This window comes from Roseateles sp. P5_E8 (assembly GCF_054177665.1).
Map to the genome: position 1 here is coordinate 25587 of NZ_JBGCUM010000016.1, position 20825 is coordinate 46411.

Genomic DNA, 20825 nt, shown 5'->3' on the forward strand with positions numbered 1-20825 from the left:
AAATGCAATCGAGGACAAGGGATGGACTACTCAAGGCTGCTTGCTGAAGTGCACACACATCCGCTCTGGCTGAGCGCCGCCGCTGGCGGTGCCAGCGCCGGTATGCCGCAGCCAGGCGCCGCCGATGCCGAGCCGGGACGTCACCAGCCCCATGTGCTGCTGGTGGAAGACAACCACATCAACCAGGTCGTCGCGCTGGAGTTCCTCGCGCTGATGGGGGTTGAAGCCCGCCTCGCCAAGAATGGCATCGAAGCCCTCGCCGCCTGCGAACAGGCCGCGCCCGACCTCGTGCTGATGGACATCCAGATGCCCGGCATGGACGGCCTGGAATGCGCCCGCCGCATCCGCGCCCTGCAGCGCGAGGCCAAGCTGCCGAACTTCCCCATCCTCGCCCTCACCGCCCATGCGCTGGACGCCGACGTGGCCGCCAGCATGGACGCCGGCATGGACGAGCACCTGACCAAGCCGCTGGACTTTGTCGCGCTGCGCACAAGGTTGCAGCGCTGGTTGAAACTGCCGGAGCACTGAGCCCCTCGTCCAGTCTTGCCTGCTGAACGCGGCAAGCCTGACCGGTCCCCCGAGGGGACGGCGATGCTTGCGGCATTGAGCCGCGCGCACATCGCCAGACGGGCCGGCTTGGGAGCGGCCCGGCGCTCGGCCCGCAGTCGGGCACTACGGCCGCGAAGATGTCATCAGGCCGCGGGCACGTACACGTAGCCGACGTTCCTCACCGTCTTGATGACCTCCGGCTTGTCCGGGTTGCGCTCCACCTTGCGGCGCAGGCGCATGACGCGCAGGTCGATGCTGCGGTCGAAGACGTCCCAGCCGCGGTTGTGCGCCTGTTCCATGATCTGGTCGCGGTTCAGCGGTCGGTTGGGGTGGCGGGCAAACAACGCCAGCAGGTCGAACTCGGCGGCGGTGATGTCGATCTCCTCGCCGCCAGCGCCAAAAAGCTTGCGCCGGGCCATGTCCAGTTGGCAGGGCCCAAAAGCCACGCGCTCGGGCTCCAACTCGGCAGCCGGCGCGACCGGTGCGGCCGTGACCTGCAAGCGGCGCAGCACCGCCCTCACGCGGGCCAGCAGTTCGCGCAGTTCGAAGGGTTTGGCGATGTAGTCGTCCGCGCCCACCTCCAGGCCAACGATGCGGTCGATGGCCTCGCCGGCCGTCGTCAGCATCAGCACGGCCAGGCGCGGGTGGGCCTCGCGCAGCGCCCGGGCCAGCGAGAGGCCGTTCTCGCCGGGCATGTTGATGTCCAGCACGGCCACGTCGGGCACGCGCTCGGCCACCAGGGCGCGGGCGGCGGCGGCGTTCTCGGCCTGCATGACCTCGAAGCCGTTGCGGCCGAAGTATTCGGCCAGCAGGGCACGCAGTTCGGGCTCGTCGTCGACGAGCAGCACGGTGGCAGGGGCAGAGGTGTCGGGCATGGCGGCGAATGATAGGCAGGGCCCGACGGCCCCAGCGCGATGTTGAAACAAACGCAACACAAGGCCGGCAATGCTGAAGCCGGGCTGAAACGCGCGCCGCAGACAGTCCTGTCACCGAACAGGAGCAACGCCATGAACTTCCGCAGCGACAACCCACACACCGACTGGCCCGAAACGATGGCCATGATTTTCCGCAGCGAGGCCTTTGCCGAAGACCTCGATGACAGCTACGAGACCTCGCCCGCCGTCGCTCCCGGTTGGCACCCGCTGGAGCGCCTCGTCGCTGCGCTGCCGCTGCTGTGCATCTTCGCCCCCGTCGCCGACGCCTATCTACGCGGCTGACTTTCAACCGCCCCACGCTCGTGTTGCTCGCTGCCCCCGAGGGGTGCGTCAGCTTCGGGTCGCCGAACACCACTGACCAGGACCTCCTCATGACCCCGCACCAAATTCACCTCATCCGCAGCAGCTTCGAGCCGCTCAAGCCCCTGGCCGCCACGGTGGCCGAGGCCTTCTACGCCCAGCTCTTCGCCCGTGACCCGGCCCTGCGCGCCCTCTTCCGTGGTGGCGACATGCACGAGCAGGGCGAGCGCCTCATGCAGATGCTGAGCGCCGCCATCGAGCTGCTGGACCGCCCGGGCGCCCTGATGCCCGTGCTGCTGCGCCTGGGCCAGCGCCACAACGGCTATGGCGTCGAAACCGCCCATTACGAAAGCGTCGGCGCTGCACTGCTGGACACGCTGGCCGCCGGCCTGGGCGACGGCTTCACGGCCGAAGTCCGCGAGGCCTGGACGACGATGTACGGCCTGGTGGCTCGCACGATGCAGCAAGGTGCGGTGTCGGCCGTACTGGCCGCCTGAACTGAAGCCCCTCGCCCAGTCTTGCCTCGCTGTACGCGGGCAAGCCTGGTCGGTCCCCCTGGGGGACGGCGATGCATGCCGGATTGACCGGCATGCACATCGCCTGCGGGCCGGCTTGGGAGCGGCCCGGCGCTCGGCCCGCAGGCGTAGACGACGTCCTTATCATCGGCCGCGCTTCACCGACAGCGCCAGGGAGAACGGCCAAGATGACCGATGACATCCATTTCCACCCCACGCCCGACGCCGGCGTGGGCGAGCTCAGTGCGGTGCTGCAGGCCACGCTGCCGCTGCTGTCGCAACTGCTGGAGGCCGTGCCGGCGCGCGTCGTCGTCATCGACGTGGACGAGCGCCTCGTCTGGGCCAACCAGGAGTTCTTCCGTTTCACCGGCCTGCACCCCAAGCAGGTGCTGACCCAGCGCATCAGCCGCATCATCGGCGAGGCGGCCTACGTCAGCTACAGGGCCGTGCGCCCACGCCTGGCCAGCGGCCAGACGGTCGCCTGGGAAGGCTGGACCGAGCTGGCCGGCATGGGCAGGCGCTATATGCGCGAACACCTGGTGCCGGTGGACCTGCGCGACGGCGTGCCGCAAGCCACCGTCGTCATGAGCCTGGACCTGACCGAGCTCAAGCGCCGCGACGCCGAGCTGTCGGCCAAGGTGGCCGAGCTGGAGACCACGGAGGCGCTGAAGTCCTCCATCTTCGACAACGCGATGGCGGCCCTGGTGTCGACGGACGAGACCGGCCACATCGTCGAGTTCAACCCGGCCGCGATGGCCATGTTCGGCATCGCGCGTGAGCAGGCCCTGGGCCGCTCGGTGGCTGACGTGATGATCCCGCCGCGCCTGCGTGATGCCCACAACGCCGGCATGGCCCGCGTAACGGCCGGCGGTGAGCAGCGTCTGATGGGGCGGCGCATCGAAATGGCGGCCCTGCGCGCCGACGGCAGCGAGTTCCCCATCGAGATGCTGTTGTGGCGCACCGCCGTGGGCAACCAGACCTTCTACACCGCGTCGCTGTTCGACCTGTCGGAACGCGAGGCCGCGCAGAGCCAGATCGAACGCCAGCGCGAGGCGCTGCGCCAGAGCGAGAAGCTCACCGCCATGGGCAGCCTGCTGGCCGGCGTGGCGCATGAGCTGAACAACCCGCTCTCCATCGTCATGGGCCGCGCGTCGCTGCTGGCCGAGAAGCTGAGCGACAACCCGCTGGCCGCCGACGCTCAGCGCATCCATGAAGCGGCGGAGCGCTGCGGCCGCATCGTCCGCACCTTCCTGAACATGGCGCGCAGCCGCCCGGCCAACCGCAGCGAGGTGGCGCTGAACGACCTGGCCACCGCCGCCATCGACATGCTGGGCTATGTGCTGCGCAGCCACGGCATCGCCGTCACGCTGGACCTGTTGCCGGGGCTGCCGCCGGTCAAAGCCGATGCCGACCAGATCGGCCAGATCGTGCTCAACCTCATCGTCAACGCGCAGCAGGCGCTGGGCGCGCGCGACCACGGCCGGCGCCTCACCGTCTCCACCGGCGTGGCGCCCATGACCGACGGCGACCGCCGCCGCACGCCGCGGGTGTGGATGCGCGTGCGCGACAACGGCCCGGGCATTGCGCCGGAGCTGCGCGAGCGCGTCTTCGAGCCCTTCTTCACGACCAAGAGCGAAGGCGTGGGCACGGGCCTGGGCCTGGCCGTGTCGCGCTCCATCGCGCGCGACCACGGCGGCGAGCTGACGGTGCAGGATGAGGGCGATGGCGCCTGCTTCTGCCTGCAGATGCCCGTCAGYGGCGAGCCCGAGACCACCGAAACCGAGCCCGTGCCGCTGGCTGCGGCCGACGAGATCAGCGCCCGCCTGCTGGTCGTTGACGACGAGCCGGAGATCGCCGAGCTGATCGGCGAGATGCTGGCCGGCGCGGGCTACGAGGTCATGACGGCCGAGTCCGGTGCCGTCGCGCTGGCCATGCTGGCCGAGGCCCGCTTTGACGCCATCATCAGCGACCTGCACATGCCCGAGCTGGACGGCGCCGGCCTGTGGCGCGAGGTGAAGCGCACGCAACCGGCATTGGCGCGGCGCATGCTGTTCGTCACCGGCGACACGCTGTCGCCCACGGCCCGGCAGTTCCTGGACGAGGCGCGCTGCGACCGCTTGAACAAGCCGTTTGCCAAGGCCGAACTGCTGGCCCGCGTGGCGGCCTTGCTGCGCGGCTGACGCGGAGGTGGCGCGACCATAATCGCCGCCACAAAAGCATCAGGAGACAAGCCCATGAAGCGCCGCACCTTGCTGCCGGTGATGCTCAGCCCCTGGCTCGCCCAGGCGCAGAGCGCCAAGCCCCAGACCTGGATCGTCCCCTTCCCCGCCGGCGGCGGCACCGACGCCTTTGCGCGGCCGCTGACCGCCGTGCTCACGCGCCAGATGGGCCGCCAGGTACTCATCGACAACAAGGGCGGTGCGGGCGGCACGGTGGGCGCCACCATCGCCGCCAAGCTGGCGCCGGACGGCAACAACTTCTTCATGGGTGCCGTGCACCACGCCATCGCGCCGTCCATGTACCCCAGGCTGGACTACAAGCTGGAGGACGACTTCATTCCCGTCGCCCTGCTGGCCAGCGTGCCCCAGGTCATCGTCGTGCACCCGGGCCAGGTGCCGGTGGCCGATCTCAAGGGCCTGCTGGCCACCGTGCGCGCCAAGCCGGGCAAGCTCAACTACGGCTCGGCCGGCAACGGCACCTCCCACCACCTGGCGGGCGAGCTGTTCAAGCTGCAGACCAAGACCTTCATCACCCACATTCCCTATCGCGGCGCCGGCCCGGCGCTGCAGGACCTGATCGCCGGCCAGGTGGACCTGATGTTCGACGGCCTGGGCTCATCGGCCACGCACATCAAGAGCGGGCGCATCAAGGCGCTGGCGGTTGCCGGCACCAAGCGCGCCGTCGGCTTCCCCGACATCCCCACCGCGGCCGAGGCCGGTGTGCCGGGCTACGAGGTGTCGACCTGGTACGGCCTGTGGGCGCCCAAGGGCACGCCCAAGGAAGCCATCGCGGCCATGCAGGCCGAGCTGCGCAAGGCCTTCGCCAGCGACGACATCCGCAACATCTGGCACGGCCTGGGCGCCGAGACACCCAACCTCTACGGCGACGCCTTCGGGCAGTTCGTCAGCGCCGAGATCAAGCGCTGGGCTGCGGTCGTCAAAGCCTCTGGCGCAAAGATGGACTGATCGAACGATGAACCTGTACTCGGCCCTGCGCGCCGGCTTCCCGGCCAACCTCGATTCGACGGCCATCGACAACGAGGGCGCGCTCTACTCGTGGCGCGACCTGGAGCGCGGCAGCGCGATGCTGGCCAACTGGCTTGGCAAGCTGGCCCTGCCCGCCGGCAGCCGCGTGGCGGTGCACACGGACAAGAGCGTCGAGGCGCTGATCCTCTACCTGGCCGTGCTGCGCGCCGGCCATGTCTACCTGCCGCTGAACCCGGCCTACCAGGCCAGTGAGTTGGAGCACTTCATCGCCGATGCGGCGCCAGGCGTCGTCGTCTGCGCTGGGCGCAACTTCGGCTGGGTCAGCAAGCTGGCCTTCCAGCGCGGCGTACGCTGGGTCTTCACGCTGAACGACGACCGCAGCGGCACGCTGCTGGACCGCGCCGCGCAGATGAGCGACCAGCACGAGCCGGCCCGCCGTGCGGCGGACGACCTCGCCGCCATTCTCTACACCAGCGGCACGACCGGGCGCAGCAAGGGCGCGATGCTGAGCCACGGCAACCTGCTGTCGAACGCGCAGACGCTGAAGTCCTTCTGGGATTGGCGGCCGGACGACGTGCTACTGCACGCATTGCCCATCTTCCACGTCCACGGCCTCTTCGTCGCCTCGCACGGCGCGCTGCTGAACGGCAGCCGCATGCTGTGGTTCAACAGGTTCGACGCCACGGCGGTCGCGCGCCGCCTGCCCGAGGCCACGGTCTTCATGGGCGTACCCACGCTCTATGTGCGACTGCTGCAGGAGAAGGCGCTCGACACCAAGAACATCCGCCTCTTCATCAGCGGCTCCGCACCCTTGCTCATCGAAACCTGGCGCGACTGGCAGGCGCGCACCGGCCACCTGATCCTGGAGCGCTACGGCATGAGCGAGACGCTGATGCTGACGTCCAACCCCTGCCGCCCCGAAGACGGTGATCGCATCGGCGGTACGGTCGGCAAGGCGCTGCCCGGCGTCGGCCTGCGCATCCTGCTCGACGACGGCGACGCCTGCGCGGTGGACGAGATCGGCCATGTGCAGGTGCGCGGCCCCAACGTCTTCAGCGGCTATTGGCAGATGCCGGAGAAGACGGCCGAGGAGTTCACGGCCGACGGCTGGTTCAGGACCGGCGACGTCGGCCGCGTCGATGCCCAGGGCTATCTRACGCTGATCGGCCGCAGCAAGGACMTCATCATCAGCGGCGGCTTCAACGTCTACCCGGCCGAGGTGGAAGGCTTCCTGAACGATCTGCCAGGCGTGGGCGAATCGGCCGTCATCGGCGTGCCGCACGCCGACTTCGGCGAGGCGGTCGTCGCCGTCATCACGCCGCTGGGTCAGCCCGACCCCGAAGCGCTGATCCGTGAACTGAAGAGCCGCATCGCCGGCTTCAAGGTGCCCAAGCGCGTCATCGTCGTGCCCGAGCTGCCGCGCAACGCGATGGGCAAGGTGCAGAAGAAATTGCTGCGCGAGCAGTACGCGGCGCTGTTCACGACCGATTGAGCCTGCCATGAGCGAGCCCGCGCCCAGCCCGCCGCCGGAGCCCGACCCGCAGCGACTGGCTCGCACTCGGCGCCGGCGTGAACGCGCACTGCTGCTGGCACCGGCGCTGGCCTTCGGCCTCGTCATCGTGACGATCTGGGCTTTGGTGGCCTGGTACGTGATCGAGCGGCCACGCGAGCTGCTGGAAGATCAGCGGCGCGAACTGGCCGGCGCCGTGCACACGATAGGCATGCAGACCGAACCGGTGCTGCGCCAAGCCGACGCCGCGCTGCATTTCGTCGACCTGTGGCTGCTGAGCCACCGGGCCGACGGCCTGCAGCAGGTCGACCCCGCGCTGAACCAGCTCGCCGAGGGCGTGCGCAATGGCTCGCGGCAGATGGTGGACGTGATGCTGGTGGCCCGCAACGGCCAGGTTCGGCGGCTGCAGGGCGGTGCCGAGGGCGAGAGCGACGGCGCCAGCATCGCGGGCCGTGCCGCCTTCACCCAGGTGGCCGGCATCGTGCACGAGGGCATCGTGCTCGGTGCGCCGCTGAAGCTCGGCGGCACGCGCGACGACGGCCACACGCGCCTGCCGCTGCTGATGCGCCTGTCGCGCCCGCTGGGCGACTACGACATGGTGCTCGCCGTCGTCGACCTGCAGCGGCTGAGCGCCGTGCAGGCGCTGTTCACGCCGGGGCCGCAGGCCTCGCTCGTCATGGTGCGTGGCGACGGCCTGACGCTGTCGCGCCAGCCCGAGGTGACGGGCTTCGTGGGCCGCAACCTGTTCGACGAATTCCCGGCGCGGCGCAAGGACCTCAGTGACAACGAAGGCTTCTTCGCCAGCAGCGGCGCCGTCAGCGACGGCCGCCCGCGCATGGGCGCCTACGTGACGCTGGGCGACTTCAACCTCAAGCTGCTGCTGTCCGACACCGAGGACGCCGCTCTCGCCGCCCACCGCCGCCAGCGCACCGTCGTGCTCGCCGTGGCGACTGTCGCAACGCTGGGCCTGCTGGTGCTGACCCGCTGGCTGAGCCTGCTGCAGCGCGCCGCGCGGCTGCGCGAGGCGGCCCTGCAGGCCACCAGCAATGCCATGCCGCTGGGCCTGTTCCGCTGCGACGAGACGGGTCGCATGGTCTACGTGAACGACAGCTATCTGCGCGTGCACGGCATCAAGCGCGAAGACGTCGCCTGGGGCTGGACTGCCCTGGTGCGGCCCGAGCACCGCGACATGATGATCCAGCGCTGGAAGCAGCATGTGGCCACCGGCGAGCCGGTCGACATGGTGCGCAAGATGCGGCGCGCCGACGACGGGCGCGTGCGCTGGATCGCGGTGCGGACGGCGCCGCTGTACTTCGACGGCGAGATCGCCGGCCAGGCCGGCACCGTCGAGGACGTGACCGAGCGCGGCGAGCAGGAAAAGGCGCGCCAGACGCTGGCCGCGATCTTCGACATCACGCCCGACATCGTCTGCCAGGCACGCGGCAACGGCGACGTCATCTACATGAACCCCGCCGCGCGCGAGCGCTTCGGCCTCGCCGCCGATGCCGCGCTGGACGGTTCGCGCATCGAACACTTCTTCTCGGCCCAGCAGATCGAGGCCTACCAGAAGCTGGTGCTGCCCACCGCAATGCGCGACGGTCACTGGCGCGGCCGCACGCGGCTGAAGATCGGCGCCGACAAGGTGCCCATGGACTTCACCGTGCTGGCCCACCGCGACCCGCGCGGCCGCACCGAGACGGTGTCGGTCATCCTGCGTGACGTGTCGGCCCAGGCGCGCGCCCAGCGCGAACGCGAGCGCAGCGAGGCCATGCTGCTGGCCGTGGCGCATACGGCGCGGGCGCAGTTCCTCGTCGGCGACACCGAGGGCCGCGTGATCTTCTTCAACGCCGCCTTCGAGGCGCAGCGCCACATCGAGCTCAAGGACTGGGTCGGCCGGCCGCTGGCCGAGCTGTTCGGCCCACAGGACTACGCCGCCCGCGCGCCGCTGATTGCCGCCGCGCTGGCCGGCGAGACCCGCCGCCTGGACCTGGCCAGCGGCGGCGAGCGCGACGGCCGCAGCTTCGACGTGCAGTACGCGCCGCTGCGCGTGCAGAGCGGCAAGATCGAGGGTGTCATCGGCATCGAGGCGGACGTGACCGACGCCCGCCGCGAGGAGGCCCGGCTGCGCCTGGCCTCGCAGACCGACGCGCTGACCCAACTACTCAACCGCGCCGGCTTCGAGGAGGGCTCGCGCCGCCTGCTGGCCGCACCGGGCGGCCAGCAGGCGGCCCTGCTCTACCTCGATCTCGACAAGTTCAAGCCCGTCAACGACGGGTACGGCCACCCGACCGGCGACGCGCTGCTGAAGGCGGTGGCCCTGCGCCTGCGCCACGCGCTGCGCCCGGGCGACCTGGTCGCGCGCCTGGGCGGTGACGAGTTCGCCGTGCTGCTGCCGCAGCTGCACGAGGTGGGCGATGCCGCCACCGTGTCGGCCAAGCTACTGCAGGCCCTCAGCACGCCGTATCACATCGGCGAGCTGGTGCTGGAGATCGGCGTCAGCATCGGCTACTGCGTGGCCACGGCGGGCAGCGTCACGCTGGAGGCACTGGTCGAGCGGGCCGACGCCAGCCTCTACGAAGCCAAGCGCGCCGGGCGCGGGTGCGTTAGGGGCGGCTCGATCTAGCGCCTTGCACCGATTGAAAAACGTCGTGGCAAGTTGGGGCGCTAGAAGTCAGCAGGCAGGCATTTCATCGTCTTGGCCTCGTTGATACGCTCCACCGCTGCCCTACGCCCTCCAGAGGCCCCGTATCCCTGAACGAAGCTGCGAACAGTTTCCTGTGCTGCAAACAGCGTCTCCTTGACGTACTTGCACTCATTCGTTGAAGGCACGGCAAGCCACGCCCTTTTGATCATCGCGACGGGGTCTTCCTGAGAAGCAACCGGGTTCAAGACGGGGCGCTCGCTGATAGGCGACGGGCGTTTGTCGCCCTCCTGCGCGCCGGTCGAGACCGTCCCGTCAGTGGAGGGCAGCCTGCCATTCAAATAGCTTGCACCGACCTTTTCGGAGTAGACCGTGCCTGACGGTACCGAGTGGAAGCCGACTTCCGATTCCTGCCCTCCATCAATCCTAAGCCAACGGAAAATCGTGTTCCGATACTTTCCATTCATGTCACCGGGAACTCCTTCAAGCCCAATCACACGATCGATTTGGCGCTTCAATGCGAAGAGATCCGCGGTCTCCGGAGATGGGTGCTCGACGCTCACAATCAATTTAACGAGTCTGTCGGAGTTCGCGTCGAAACACAGCACGAGCGAACCAAGGACGACGCCATCGACGCCCGAGTGTGGATGGTCTTTGCGAAAGCAATTTTGGATCGTCTCACCCGTCTGTTTGCGAAGTGATTCAGCCGTCTCTTCCGCTTTGGCTGACTTGGCAACCAACTTGAAGTCCGCGCCAATAGCGTCCGAATGCTGACCGAACTTGAGTCCGGAAAGGTCCGCAAAGACTGGCGCAACTGCATGGCCATTGGCAGGTGCGGCCCCAACGGCACCAGTTGAAACTCCACTCGAAACGCCGACCTCACGAACCGGCAGGCGCAACAGAAAAGCACCAAGCACCACCAAGCATGCAGCGAGGAAACCTCCGCCGACCGCCACGATTAAAGACCGGCCAAGCCTACGGATGAGAATCGCCACGCCAAGCCAGGCGACCACCGCTCCAGCCATCAGCGCCTGGCTCCACCAACCGCCGCTGGTGTCATGCACCATGCCGGAACCAAGCCTCGTCCCGGACGCCGGCGGCGAAGCGCGCGTTGCGCTGGAAGAGGCGTCAATCGACGGGAGTGCCGCTGCAGAGGCGGGCGCAGCACCTGAAGCTACCGCAGCATCCGTGGCCGCGATTTTGTCGCCTTCGCTCGCAACGCCGGCGGCAGCGAGACCGGAAGCGTCGCGCAAGGCCGCAATACGCATTTGATAGGCTGTCATGAGACAGGCCTCATCGGCACATGCGTTTCTCGTGTCCTTGATCCAGGACCTTTGCGACGCACGGACCAAGTCAGGCGCCTTGTGGTCGCTCAGAACGTCTGCATAGGCCGCAGCCAACTGTTCATCGAGCGCTGAAAGCTCAGGCGACGCGCAGATCGTGGCTTCGGCTTTGTTGCCAGCCTTGGCACAGTCGAAGCTCGCCGAGTAGGCAGGCAGCGCAAAGCATGCGCAGAGCAAGGCCGCCGAGAGGATTTTCTTCATGGGGCTAACCATTGGTGACGACTCCGCAATCGATTCACACAAGCGACATCTGCGCGGCACCGGGTCAAATCGTGGCCACACCGTTCTTGACCTCCCCCAGCGCCAGTTGCAGCACACGAGCGTCGCTGCTGGCGCGGTGGCGAGTCAACTGCTGGCGCGCACGCACAGCCTCCGTGACGCCCTTCCAGCGCTGCGCCTCGTCCTCGCTGAGCAATTTGCGCAGGTCGTCCAGCTGGAAGCTCATCCGCAGCCCGACCGCCTCGTAGAGCCGCGCCAGCCAGGTGTAGTCGTGGCCCCAGCCGTCGCAGAAAACGGTCTGCCCGCGCAACCGGGTGTTGAGCTGCTCGGCCATCCAGCGCGCCGGCCGGCCGTGGATGCGCAGCAGCTCGCGGCTGATGCCGTGCAAGGCCTCGGCGGCGGCGTCCCAGTGCAGCCAGTCGGTCTCGGGCAGGATGAGGCCGCAGAACAGCCCGCCCTGGCCGTCGCTGAAGCCGATCTCGATGGGATAGCTGCCGCGCCCGAAGCCGGAGGCTTCGATGTCGAGGATGGTGGGCAGCGAATCCATCGGCCCGAGTTTGTCAGGCCCGGCGGGGGAAGCTACACAGGGTTGTCGATGACCTGCTCGGCCTCGAAGAGCTGCAGCGCCGCGCGGCCGACCTGGCGGGTGTCCCACCAGGCATAGGCGCCCACGCCGGCCGCGCCCACCAGCGGCACCCAGCGCGACAACGCCTTCGTCGCCACCTTGCGGCCCAGGTGCAGGCCCACCGCGCCGGCCACCCGCTGCAGCACGGCCTGGGCGGCCGGGCGCACGATGACGCGCTCGCCCACACGCACGGTCAGGTCGCGCAGCGCCTGCGCCGCCGTGTGGCGGAACAGGCACCACATCATCTGCGTGGGCCCGAGGTCGGCGCTGCGGCCGTAGAGGGCGGCGATATCGGCCACCAGCTGGCGCTGGATGTGCCAGACGGCCAGCATCTCCGGCGCGATGGTGGCCCAGCCCAGAGGCCCGAGCGGCAGGGCCAGCGTGCCGGCGGCCAGCGCCGCCTTGGCCGCCGCGCTCTCGATGGCCTTGGCCGCCGCATCGGCCGGCCGCGCGCTGACGGTGAATTCAGGCTCGGGCGGCCGCGCCACCAGGGCCAGCACCCGCTCACCCAGACTTGCTTGCTGCTTCATGCCTGTACTTTCGCATTGCGCTGAGTCGACAGAATGGCACAGACTCGGGCCTGTCGCACCTCGCCGGGCCAAGAGCCATACGGTGAGTCCCACGCCACCACACCAAGGGAGACCCGCATGAACCTGCTCACGGACCTGCGCATCGGCCGCCGCCTCGGCCTGGCCTTCGCCGTTTCCATCGCCTTCAGCGTGCTGCTGGCCGCCTACGCGCGCACCGCGCTGATCCGCGTCAATGACGAGCTGGCGCTGATGGTGGACGACCGCATCGTCAAGGTGCAGCAGCTGGAGCAGATCAAGGACAACGTCAACCTGACGGCGCAAGCGGTGCGCAACGTGCTGTTGCTGCCTAACGCCGAGGGCAAGCGCAAGCAGCTGGCCGACGTCGAAGCCGCCGCCAAGCTCAACGCGGCGCTGTTCGACAAGCTCGATGCCAGCATCACCTCCGAGCGCGGCCGCCAGCTGATGGCCGCCACCGCGCAGGCGCGCACGGCCTTCGTCACCTCGGTGCGCAGGGTCATCGAACTGGGCATGAAGGACGAGGCCGAGCCGGCCCGCGATCTGCTGCTGGGCGAGACCCAGGGCCTGCAGGCGCAGTATTTCAAGGCGCTGGAAACGCTGGTCGAGTTCCAACGGGAGCTGATGCACAGCGCGGCCAAGTCGGCTGACGCGACGGTGGACTTCGCCGCCATCGCTGTCGTCGTCGCTGCCGTGACCGCCATCGCCATCGGCGCAGCCATGGCGCTGCTGATCACGCGCTCCGTCGTCACGCCCATCCAGCAGGCCGTCGACGCCGCCGAGACGGTGGCCGGCGGCGACCTGCGCCTGCGCCTGGACACCCGCCGCAAGGACGAGGCCGGCCAGTTGCTGGGTGCGCTGCAGCGCATGAACGACGCGCTGGTGAGCATCGTCGGCGCCGTGCGCGGCAATGCCGAGAGCGTGGCCATGGCCAGCGGCGAGATCGCCCAGGGCAATGCCGACCTGAGCCAGCGCACCGAGCAGCAGGCCAGCAACCTGCAGGAGACGGCGGCGTCGATGGAAGAGCTGAGCGCCACCGTCAACCACAACACCGACACGGCCCGCCAGGCCGCCCAACTGGCCGACAGCGCCGCCCGCGTCGCCGAGAGCGGCGGCCAGGTGATGGGCCAGGTCGTCAGCACCATGGAGCAGATCACGGCCAGCTCCAAGAAGATCGCCGACATCATCGGCACGATTGACGGCATCGCCTTCCAGACCAACATCCTGGCGCTGAACGCGGCGGTGGAAGCCGCGCGGGCCGGCGAGCAGGGGCGAGGCTTTGCGGTGGTGGCCGGCGAGGTGCGCCTGCTGGCACAGCGCTCGGCCGAGGCGGCACGCGAGATCAAGGGGCTGATCGGCGCCAGCGTCGAGCGCGTGGAGGCCGGCAACACGCTGGTGGGCGAGGCCGGCCGCACGATGGGCGAGGTCGTCGGCCAGGTGCGTCGCGTGGCCGACCTCATCAACGAGATCAGCGCCGCCAGCAGCGAGCAGAGCAAGGGCATCGGCCAGATCGGCGAGGCCGTCAACCAGCTCGACCAGGTCACCCAGCAGAACGCCGCCCTGGTGGAGGAAAGCGCCGCAGCCGCCGAGAGCCTGCGCGCCCAGGCCGGCCAGCTGGCCGAGACGGTGGCGGCCTTCAAGCTCGACGCGGCTGCGGCGCCCCGGCCGGTGGCGGCCCGGATCGCCAGGCCAAAGGCGACCGGCCTTGCCAAGGCGGCATTCAGCAAGCCGCGCCCGGTGCCGGTCACGGCTGTTGTCGCGCCGGCCGCAGCGGCAGTGGCCGCGAAAGATGACGACTGGACCAGCTTCTGAGCCCGCAGATGACCACCACGATGAACACACACCCCTGGCGCGGCGTCTTCCCCGCCGTCACCACCAAGTTCCATGCCGACGAAAGCCTCGACTTCGCCGGCACGGCGCGCCACATCGACTTCCAGATCCGCAACGGCATCCATGGCGTCGTCTGCTGCGGCTCGCTCGGCGAAGCCAGCACGCTGGCGCTGGACGAGAAGCTGGCCGTCGCGCGCTGTGCACTGGATGCGGCGAACGGCCGCGTGCCCGTGCTGGCCACCGTGTCGGAGAGCAGCACGCGCGAGGCCCTGCGCTTCATAGAGGGCGCCAACGCGCTGGGCGTGGCCGGCTACATGGTCATGCCCTCGGTCATCTACGTGGCCGACGCACGCGAGGCCATGGCCAATGTGCGTGCCTATGCCAACGCGGCGCAGCGGCCGCTGATGGTCTACAACAACCCGGTGGCCTACCGCGTGGACCTGCGGCCCGAGCATTTCGCCGAACTGGCTGACTGCGAACACATCGCCGCCATCAAGGAGAGCAGCGGCGACGTGACCCGCATCACCGACCTGCGCAACCTGCTCGGTGATCGGTATCAGCTCTTCATGGGCGTGGACGACCTCGCCTTCGAGGGCCTGGCTCTGGGCTGCGATGGCCTGCTGGCCGGCGTGGGCTGCGCCTTCCCGCGCGAGACGGTTGCGCTGTTCGAGCTGATGCAGGAAGGCCGCTGGCAGGAGGCGCGCGCCATCTACCGCTGGATGACGCCGCTGCTGCACCTGGACGTGTCGACCAAGCTGGTGCAGAACCTCAAGCTCATCGACGCGCTGGTGGGCGTCGGCAGCGAGCACATGCGGCGGCCACGGCTGCCGCTGGTGGGTGCAGAGCGTGAACGTGTCGAGGCGCTGGTCGCCACCGCGCTGGCGACGCGGCCCGAACATTGCCGCTCACAGCCATGAACTACCTCCACGTCATCGACTCGCACACCGGCGGCGAGCCGACCCGGGTCGTCATCGATGGCTTCCCCGACCTGGGCGCGGGCCCCATGGCCGAGCGGCTGGAGCAGCTGCGCCACCACCACGACCGCTACCGCCGCGCCACGCTGCTGGAGCCGCGCGGCAGCGACGTGCTCGTCGGCGCCCTGCTCTGCGCGCCGCAAGACCCGGCGCACACGGCCGGCGTCATCTTCTTCAACAACGCGGGCTACCTGGGCATGTGTGGCCACGGCACGATAGGCCTGGTTGCGACGCTGGCCCACCTGGGGCGCATTGCGCCGGGCGAGCATGTCATCGAGACGCCGGTGGGCGATGTGCGCGCCACGCTGCACGAGGACGGCCGGGTGAGCGTGCGCAATGTGCCGGCCTGGCGGCTGGCGGCCGACGTCGCTATCACGCTGCCCACAGGGCAGACGGTCACCGGCGACATTGCCTGGGGCGGCAACTGGTTCTTCCTGTGCGCCGACCATGGCCAGGTCATTTCACCCGAGCGCGTCGCCACGCTGACCGACTACGCCGCCCTGCTGGGCGAGGCGCTTCAGGCCCAGGGTCATTTCGGCGCGAGCGGTGCCGTCATCGACCACATCGAACTCTTTGCCGACGCCGACCCGGCGCTGGCCGACAGCCGCAGCTTCGTGCTCTGCCCCGGCCGCCAGTACGACCGCTCGCCCTGCGGCACCGGCACCAGCGCCAAGCTGGCCTGCCTGGCCGCGCGGGGCAAGCTGCCACCGGGTCAGGTCTGGCGCCAGGCCAGCGTCATCGGCAGCGTCTTCGAGGGCTGGTACGAGAGCGCGGGCGACCAGGTCATTCCCACCATTCGCGGGCAGGCCTTCATCAGCGCCGAAGCGACGCTGATCATCGACCCAGCCGATCCCTTCGGCTGGGGCTTCAGCTGAAGTCACACCGAGCCTCTCGGACTTTGAAGTTTGGGGCTGCGGCAACGCGGCCTCGCCGGCAAACTTGATCCACCGCAGCGGGCCCACGAGGCCACGAGCGGCGTTGGAAGGAGTTGTCGAGCATGCATTCCGAGCAAGCCACGCTGACCCGGCCGCAAGGCCCCCGACCGCAACCCGCGGCACACCCGCCCCAAGCGCTGCGCGAGCTGCTGGCCCGCGCCGACGTGCAGATCAACGGCACGCGGCCCTGGGACATGCGCGTGCACGACGCCCGCGCCTACCGCCGCATCCTCACCCAATGGTCGCTGGGCGCAGGGGAGGCCTATGTGGATGGCGACTGGGACTGCGAGCGGCTGGACATGATGTTCGAGCGGCTGCTGCGCGCCGACCTGGACCGCACCGCTCCCGGCCCCGCCAAGCTGAGGCTGCTGCTGGAGAGCCTGCGCCAGCGCCTCTTCAACCTGCAGACCGAGGAGCGCGCCCACCAGGTGGGCGAGCGCCACTACGACGCCGGCAACGACGTCTTCGAGGCCATGCTGGACTCCCGCATGATCTATTCCTGCGGCTACTGGGCGCATGCGCAAGACCTTCAGCAGGCGCAGGAACACAAGCTGGCCATGATCTGCCACAAGCTGGAGCTCAGGCCCGGCGACACGCTGCTGGACATCGGCTGCGGCTGGGGTGGGCTGGCGCGCTTTGCGGCCGAGCGTTTTGGCGCGTGCGTGACCGGCATCACCATCAGCAAGGAGCAGCTCGCCGTGGCCGAGGCGCGCTGCGCCGGCCTGCCCGTCACGCTGCGGCTGCAGGACTACCGCTCTGTGCAGGGGCGCTTCGACAAGATCGTGTCGGTGGGCATGTTCGAGCATGTCGGGCTGAGGAACTACGCCACCTACTTCGACACCGCGCGCCGCCTGCTCGCGCCGGACGGCCTCTTCCTGCTGCACACCATCGGCGTGGACCGCCGCGCGCCGCACACCGACCCGTGGATAGAGCGCTACATCTTCCCCAACGGCAAGCTGCCCTCGCCGGTCGAGTTGGCCGAGGCGGTGGAGGGCCGTTTCGTCGTGGAGGACTGGCACAACTTCGGGCCGGACTACGACCGCACGCTGATGTGCTGGGCCGAGCGCTTCGAGGCGGCATGGCCGCGGCTGGCGTCGGGCTACGACGAAGGTTTCCGCCGCATGTTCCGCTACTACCTGCTCAGCTGCGCGGGCTTCTTCCGCTCGCGCCAGGGGCAGCTGTGGCAGCTGGTGCTGAGCAGGCCGGAGCGGCGCGGGGTCTATCGCTCCGTCAGACCGCCTTTGCCGGACCGTTGACGCAGCCTCTCAGCCGCCAGCGCGCTGCTCTTGCAGCGTGGCCGCGACATGGGCGAATGAGGGCCGGAGCTCGCCCCAGGCCTGTCGCGCCAGCAGCCGCGGCTTGCGCATAACGCCCGGCTGCGCAGGCCCCCGCAGCGCCCGCAGTGCCGTTTGGCCAGCAAAGGCGATGGTGTTGCTGCACTCCTTGTCGCCAACAAGCAGCACATCGCCGTCGAAAGCCCGCTTCAAGCGGGCCGCGTGCCGCTGGAACTCGGGGTGGGCAGTGTGCAGGTTGACCACCAGCAGGCCGCCCGGGCGCAGTGCGCTGCGGCAGTCGTCGTAGAAGGCCTGCGAGCACAGGGCTGGCGGCTGCCCTTCGTGGTCGAAGCCGTCCACGAGCAGCACGTCCAGCCGGTCATGGGCGTCGCGGACGAAATGGGCGCCATCGCCACGCCGGACCTGGAAGCGCCCATCGTCCTTCGGCACCTGGAATTGCTCGCGCAGCGCGATGACGTGGGGGTTGATCTCGACGACGTCGATGCGGGTGTCGGGCAGGTGGTGGTGGCAGAACTTGGCCATGGAACCGCCGCCCAGCCCGATCATCGCCAGCGCCTCGGGCCGGGGCACGAACAGCAGGAAGGCCATCATCGTGCGCGTGTAGGCCAGGTCCAGCGCGCGGGGGTGCTGGACCTGCATGCGGCTCTGGATCTCGCAGATCGAGAAGTGCATGGCACGGGTATCCAAGGTCTCGTAGACGAAGGGCTTGACGAAGGCGTGCAGGTCGGCGGTGTCGGGCATGGCGTGCGGAAGTGGCGGCGGCCTTCAGGCGCGCTGCAGCTCGTGGATCAGCGTGCGGTGCGTACCAGTGCGACGGCGCAGGAAGGCGAGGGTCATCAAGCGAATGGCATGTTAATCAAATATGTTTGAAATTATAATTTGACACTCACAAGGAGCCGGCATGGAACAAAAGACCGCCCGCCTGACGGTGCTGATCGACCCGGACAAGAAAAAGGCGTTTGAAACCCTGTGCGCGCAACAAGACGTCACGCCATCGCAGGTGGTGCGGCGACTGATCCGCGACTATCTGGCCGCCCATGGCGTCGCCTACGCGCCCGGTGCGGATGCGACCCCACCGGGCTGAGCAGGCGTCAGGCTTGCGGCAGTTCGTCGCCGCGCCCAAGGTAGGCGCGGATGGCCGCGATGCGGCCTTCGGCATCGACGTCGAACATGTCGACGACGTAGAGCGTGTCACGCTGGTCGACAACGATCTTCAGCTCGGCCGCCACGCCGCCGTCTCGCTCGTAGACGGCCAGCACGTCGATGTGCAGATGCCGGGCGGCCGCGAAGTTCTTGCGCGTCTCGGCCAGCGCCGCAGCCTTGCCGACAACGCGGATCTTCCAGTCGCGCAGCGTGATGGCGTCGGCGAACAGAGGCTCGATGGCCGCGAGGTCGCGGGCGGCGTAGGCGGCCAGGTAGGCGCGCACGAGGTCGGCTGGCTGGAGGCTCACGGGCGCGATGAGAAGGGGAACATGGCGGCGATGCTAGCCGCGCGAACGCTGTGCGGGGCCAGGGCTTGCCGTCCTGCCTCCGCATCCCGCGGGCACATGCGCGGCGAGCCCCGGCGGGGTAGGCTGCGCGCATGATCCCCACCCGCACCAGCCCGCGCGCAGCCCCGCCGCCTTGGCTGCCGCGTTGGCTGCGTTCCTCGGTCCTGACCCTGCTCGTCGCCTTGCTGGCCACCGCAGCCCTGGCCCAGGGCGGGCCGGCACCCGGGGGACCGCGGCGGGTCGTCTTCCTGGCGCAGGATTTCCGCAATGGCGGCATCACCGCCGTCTATCGTGGCTTTGAGCAGGCCTGCATCGAACTGGGCTGGACCTTGAGCATCGTCAACGGCAAGGGCGACCGGGCGACGATCCGCCGCCTCTTCGACGAGGCCTTGGCGTCGGGCGCACACGGCGTGGTGCTGGGTGGCTTCGACGAGTCCGACATCGCCGACCGGCTGGCCACCGCCGCCGGGACGCCGCCGGTGCTGGTCGGCTGGCATGCGTCGCCGGTGGCCGGCAGCGCCTCCAGGCTGTTCGTCAACGTCAGCACCGACCCCGAGGTGGTGGCCGACATGGCCGCCGCGCTGGTGATCAGCTCCGGCGTCTCGCGCGCCGGCGTCGTCATCTTCAACGACAGCCGCTTCGACATCGCCAACATCAAGACCCTGCGCATGCGCAAGGCCTTGTCGCGCTGCGCGCATTGCGAACTGCTGGCCGTCGAGGACATGCCGATTGGCAACGCGGCCAAGGAGATGCCGAGGGCGCTGGAGCAGTTGCAGCGCCGCTTTGGTGCACGCTGGACCCATGTGCTGGCGATCAACGATGTCTACATGGACTCCATGCACTTCCCGCTGTCCGACCTGGGCCGACGCGACATCGTCGGCATCGCCGCAGGCGACGGCTCGCGTACGGCGCTGAGCCGCATCCGCTCCGGCCGCTCCCAGCAGATCGCCACCATCGCCGAGCCCACCACGCTGCAGGGCTGGCAACTCGCCGACGAGCTGAGGCGGGCGTTCGCCAGACAGCCGCCCAGCGGGCGCGTCGCGCGGCCGATTACCGTCACCACGGAGCTGCTGGGCCGGCTCGGCAAGCAGGACATCGACGACGCCATGCCCTACCGTGCCGAGTACCGGCAGCAGTGGTTTGGCGGCGCGGCCAGCGGCGTGAAAGCGCCGTAGGCGGCACGGTGCACGGACCGCACGGGCTCCTGCCCTGACGGCCTGTTTCAGCGCATTCCATGCCGCCGGCATGTAAGCGGCATAACGTCCTACAGCCACGCGCCTGCCGCACAGGCATCGTTCAGTGGCGCAAAGGGTTGCGCGACTGAGGTTGCAGTATGAGAACCCCTTTCAGATTTGCGGTGCCGAACTGGTTCACCAGCCTTGGCCCAGTGTCGGCCTCCCCGCGCATGGCTCGCCGCCCGCTGTGGCGCGCCCACGCTCAGCGCACGCGCCGAAATGCGGCAAGCTTCCCAACCGCGGACGTACTGATCGAAGGCAGCCCGTCTCGACAGTGAAGGCCATGAGTTTCTGGATCTCCACGCCCTATTCCCAGGAGCCCAGGCTCACCCTGGTCCGCTGGCGGGCCTGGGAGGTCCAGGTGCCCAATTACGACGCACCGACCTGGCATCTGGCGGGCTACCTGACCGACGACCGCTGTGCGAAGGTGTCGTCAGCGATCGCCTTCGTGCACCCTGACACGGAAGAAGTGACCACCAAGACCGGGCGCACCTACGCTCTCAGTGGCCCGCCCGGTGTCGACGCGCAAGTTGCCGCGCTCTGGGAGTCCTGGCAGAGGCGTTATGGCGTCGTCGTACTGCGGGAAGTGACGACGGACGTGCTCGACGGACGCCAACCGGTGCCGGTCCGTCTGATTCGGCCACATGCACCCAGCAGCGACGCGAGCTAGCTGAGCGC

At 69.0% G+C, this 20825-nt stretch carries 20 protein-coding genes; 14 read left to right on the forward strand and 6 right to left on the reverse strand.

Annotated elements, in window-relative coordinates; genetic code table 11:
* The first annotated feature begins 21 nt into the window (after positions 1–21).
* Positions 22–528, forward strand: a complete 507-nt coding sequence (locus ACXRVZ_RS11790) for a response regulator (RefSeq protein ID WP_457420535.1) — start codon at positions 22–24, stop codon at positions 526–528.
* Between the two features lie 164 nt (positions 529–692).
* Here the strand turns inward: ACXRVZ_RS11790 and ACXRVZ_RS11795 are convergent, their stop codons facing one another.
* The gene (locus tag ACXRVZ_RS11795) at positions 693–1424 is read right to left on the reverse strand and encodes a response regulator (protein ID WP_457420537.1); all 732 of its coding nucleotides are present in this window, start codon (positions 1422–1424) and stop codon (positions 693–695) included.
* 132 nt (positions 1425–1556) lie between these two features.
* Here ACXRVZ_RS11795 and ACXRVZ_RS11800 point away from each other — a divergent pair, with 132 nt between their 5' ends.
* From ACXRVZ_RS11800 to ACXRVZ_RS11825, 6 genes are all read left to right on the forward strand, one after another.
* Complete coding sequence (locus ACXRVZ_RS11800; RefSeq protein ID WP_457420539.1) at positions 1557–1766, forward strand: hypothetical protein; 210 nt, start codon at positions 1557–1559, stop codon at positions 1764–1766.
* An 89-nt stretch (positions 1767–1855) separates the two neighbouring features.
* Positions 1856–2281 (forward strand): globin family protein, encoded by a 426-nt coding sequence (locus tag ACXRVZ_RS11805; RefSeq protein ID WP_457420541.1) that lies wholly within the window; start codon positions 1856–1858, stop codon positions 2279–2281.
* A 206-nt stretch (positions 2282–2487) separates the two neighbouring features.
* Positions 2488–4479: a PAS domain S-box protein gene (locus ACXRVZ_RS11810; protein WP_457420543.1), complete on the forward strand. Its 1992-nt coding sequence runs from the start codon at positions 2488–2490 to the stop codon at positions 4477–4479.
* A 54-nt stretch (positions 4480–4533) separates the two neighbouring features.
* On the forward strand, positions 4534–5484 hold the full coding sequence (locus tag ACXRVZ_RS11815) for a Bug family tripartite tricarboxylate transporter substrate binding protein (protein WP_457420545.1): 951 nt from the start codon (positions 4534–4536) through the stop codon (positions 5482–5484).
* Positions 5485–5491: 7 nt separating this feature from the next.
* A complete protein-coding gene (locus tag ACXRVZ_RS11820; protein ID WP_458232433.1) occupies positions 5492–6997 on the forward strand; it encodes a malonate--CoA ligase in 1506 nt (501 codons plus the stop codon).
* Positions 6998–7004: 7 nt separating this feature from the next.
* Complete coding sequence (locus ACXRVZ_RS11825; RefSeq protein ID WP_457420549.1) at positions 7005–9638, forward strand: diguanylate cyclase domain-containing protein; 2634 nt, start codon at positions 7005–7007, stop codon at positions 9636–9638.
* A gap of 41 nt (positions 9639–9679) precedes the next feature.
* Here ACXRVZ_RS11825 and ACXRVZ_RS11830 read toward each other — a convergent pair whose 3' ends face one another.
* From ACXRVZ_RS11830 to ACXRVZ_RS11840, 3 genes are all read right to left on the reverse strand, one after another.
* Complete coding sequence (locus tag ACXRVZ_RS11830) at positions 9680–11200, reverse strand: lysozyme inhibitor LprI family protein (RefSeq protein ID WP_457420551.1); 1521 nt, start codon at positions 11198–11200, stop codon at positions 9680–9682.
* A 64-nt stretch (positions 11201–11264) separates the two neighbouring features.
* The gene (locus tag ACXRVZ_RS11835) at positions 11265–11765 is read right to left on the reverse strand and encodes a hypothetical protein (RefSeq protein ID WP_457420553.1); all 501 of its coding nucleotides are present in this window, start codon (positions 11763–11765) and stop codon (positions 11265–11267) included.
* Between the two features lie 32 nt (positions 11766–11797).
* Entirely contained in the window at positions 11798–12373 is a 576-nt protein-coding gene (locus ACXRVZ_RS11840) for a hypothetical protein (RefSeq protein WP_457420555.1), read from the reverse strand.
* A 117-nt stretch (positions 12374–12490) separates the two neighbouring features.
* Here ACXRVZ_RS11840 and ACXRVZ_RS11845 point away from each other — a divergent pair, with 117 nt between their 5' ends.
* The 4 genes from ACXRVZ_RS11845 (at position 12491) to cfa (ending at position 17383) form a co-directional block, all read left to right on the forward strand.
* A complete protein-coding gene (locus tag ACXRVZ_RS11845; RefSeq protein WP_457420557.1) occupies positions 12491–14200 on the forward strand; it encodes a methyl-accepting chemotaxis protein in 1710 nt (569 codons plus the stop codon).
* 20 nt (positions 14201–14220) lie between these two features.
* On the forward strand, positions 14221–15135 hold the full coding sequence (locus ACXRVZ_RS11850; RefSeq protein ID WP_457420559.1) for a dihydrodipicolinate synthase family protein: 915 nt from the start codon (positions 14221–14223) through the stop codon (positions 15133–15135).
* Complete coding sequence (locus tag ACXRVZ_RS11855) at positions 15132–16067, forward strand: 4-hydroxyproline epimerase (RefSeq protein WP_457420561.1); 936 nt, start codon at positions 15132–15134, stop codon at positions 16065–16067. The genes ACXRVZ_RS11850 and ACXRVZ_RS11855 overlap by 4 nt, the downstream gene beginning before the upstream one ends.
* A 122-nt stretch (positions 16068–16189) precedes the next feature.
* The gene (cfa, locus tag ACXRVZ_RS11860; RefSeq protein ID WP_457420563.1) at positions 16190–17383 is read left to right on the forward strand and encodes a cyclopropane fatty acyl phospholipid synthase; all 1194 of its coding nucleotides are present in this window, start codon (positions 16190–16192) and stop codon (positions 17381–17383) included.
* Between the two features lie 9 nt (positions 17384–17392).
* On the opposite strand, the gene ACXRVZ_RS11865 is transcribed toward cfa, so the two are convergent.
* Complete coding sequence (locus ACXRVZ_RS11865) at positions 17393–18163, reverse strand: spermine/spermidine synthase domain-containing protein (protein WP_457420565.1); 771 nt, start codon at positions 18161–18163, stop codon at positions 17393–17395.
* Positions 18164–18323: 160 nt separating this feature from the next.
* Between ACXRVZ_RS11865 and ACXRVZ_RS11870 the strand changes: the two genes are divergently transcribed.
* The gene (locus ACXRVZ_RS11870) at positions 18324–18506 is read left to right on the forward strand and encodes a ribbon-helix-helix protein, CopG family (RefSeq protein WP_457420567.1); all 183 of its coding nucleotides are present in this window, start codon (positions 18324–18326) and stop codon (positions 18504–18506) included.
* A 7-nt stretch (positions 18507–18513) separates the two neighbouring features.
* Here the strand turns inward: ACXRVZ_RS11870 and ACXRVZ_RS11875 are convergent, their stop codons facing one another.
* On the reverse strand, positions 18514–18873 hold the full coding sequence (locus ACXRVZ_RS11875) for a nuclear transport factor 2 family protein (protein ID WP_457420569.1): 360 nt from the start codon (positions 18871–18873) through the stop codon (positions 18514–18516).
* Positions 18874–19004: 131 nt separating this feature from the next.
* Between ACXRVZ_RS11875 and ACXRVZ_RS11880 the strand changes: the two genes are divergently transcribed.
* Complete coding sequence (locus ACXRVZ_RS11880) at positions 19005–20087, forward strand: substrate-binding domain-containing protein (protein WP_457420571.1); 1083 nt, start codon at positions 19005–19007, stop codon at positions 20085–20087.
* A gap of 343 nt (positions 20088–20430) precedes the next feature.
* Positions 20431–20817: a hypothetical protein gene (locus tag ACXRVZ_RS11885; RefSeq protein ID WP_457420573.1), complete on the forward strand. Its 387-nt coding sequence runs from the start codon at positions 20431–20433 to the stop codon at positions 20815–20817.
* Positions 20818–20825 lie beyond the last annotated feature (8 nt).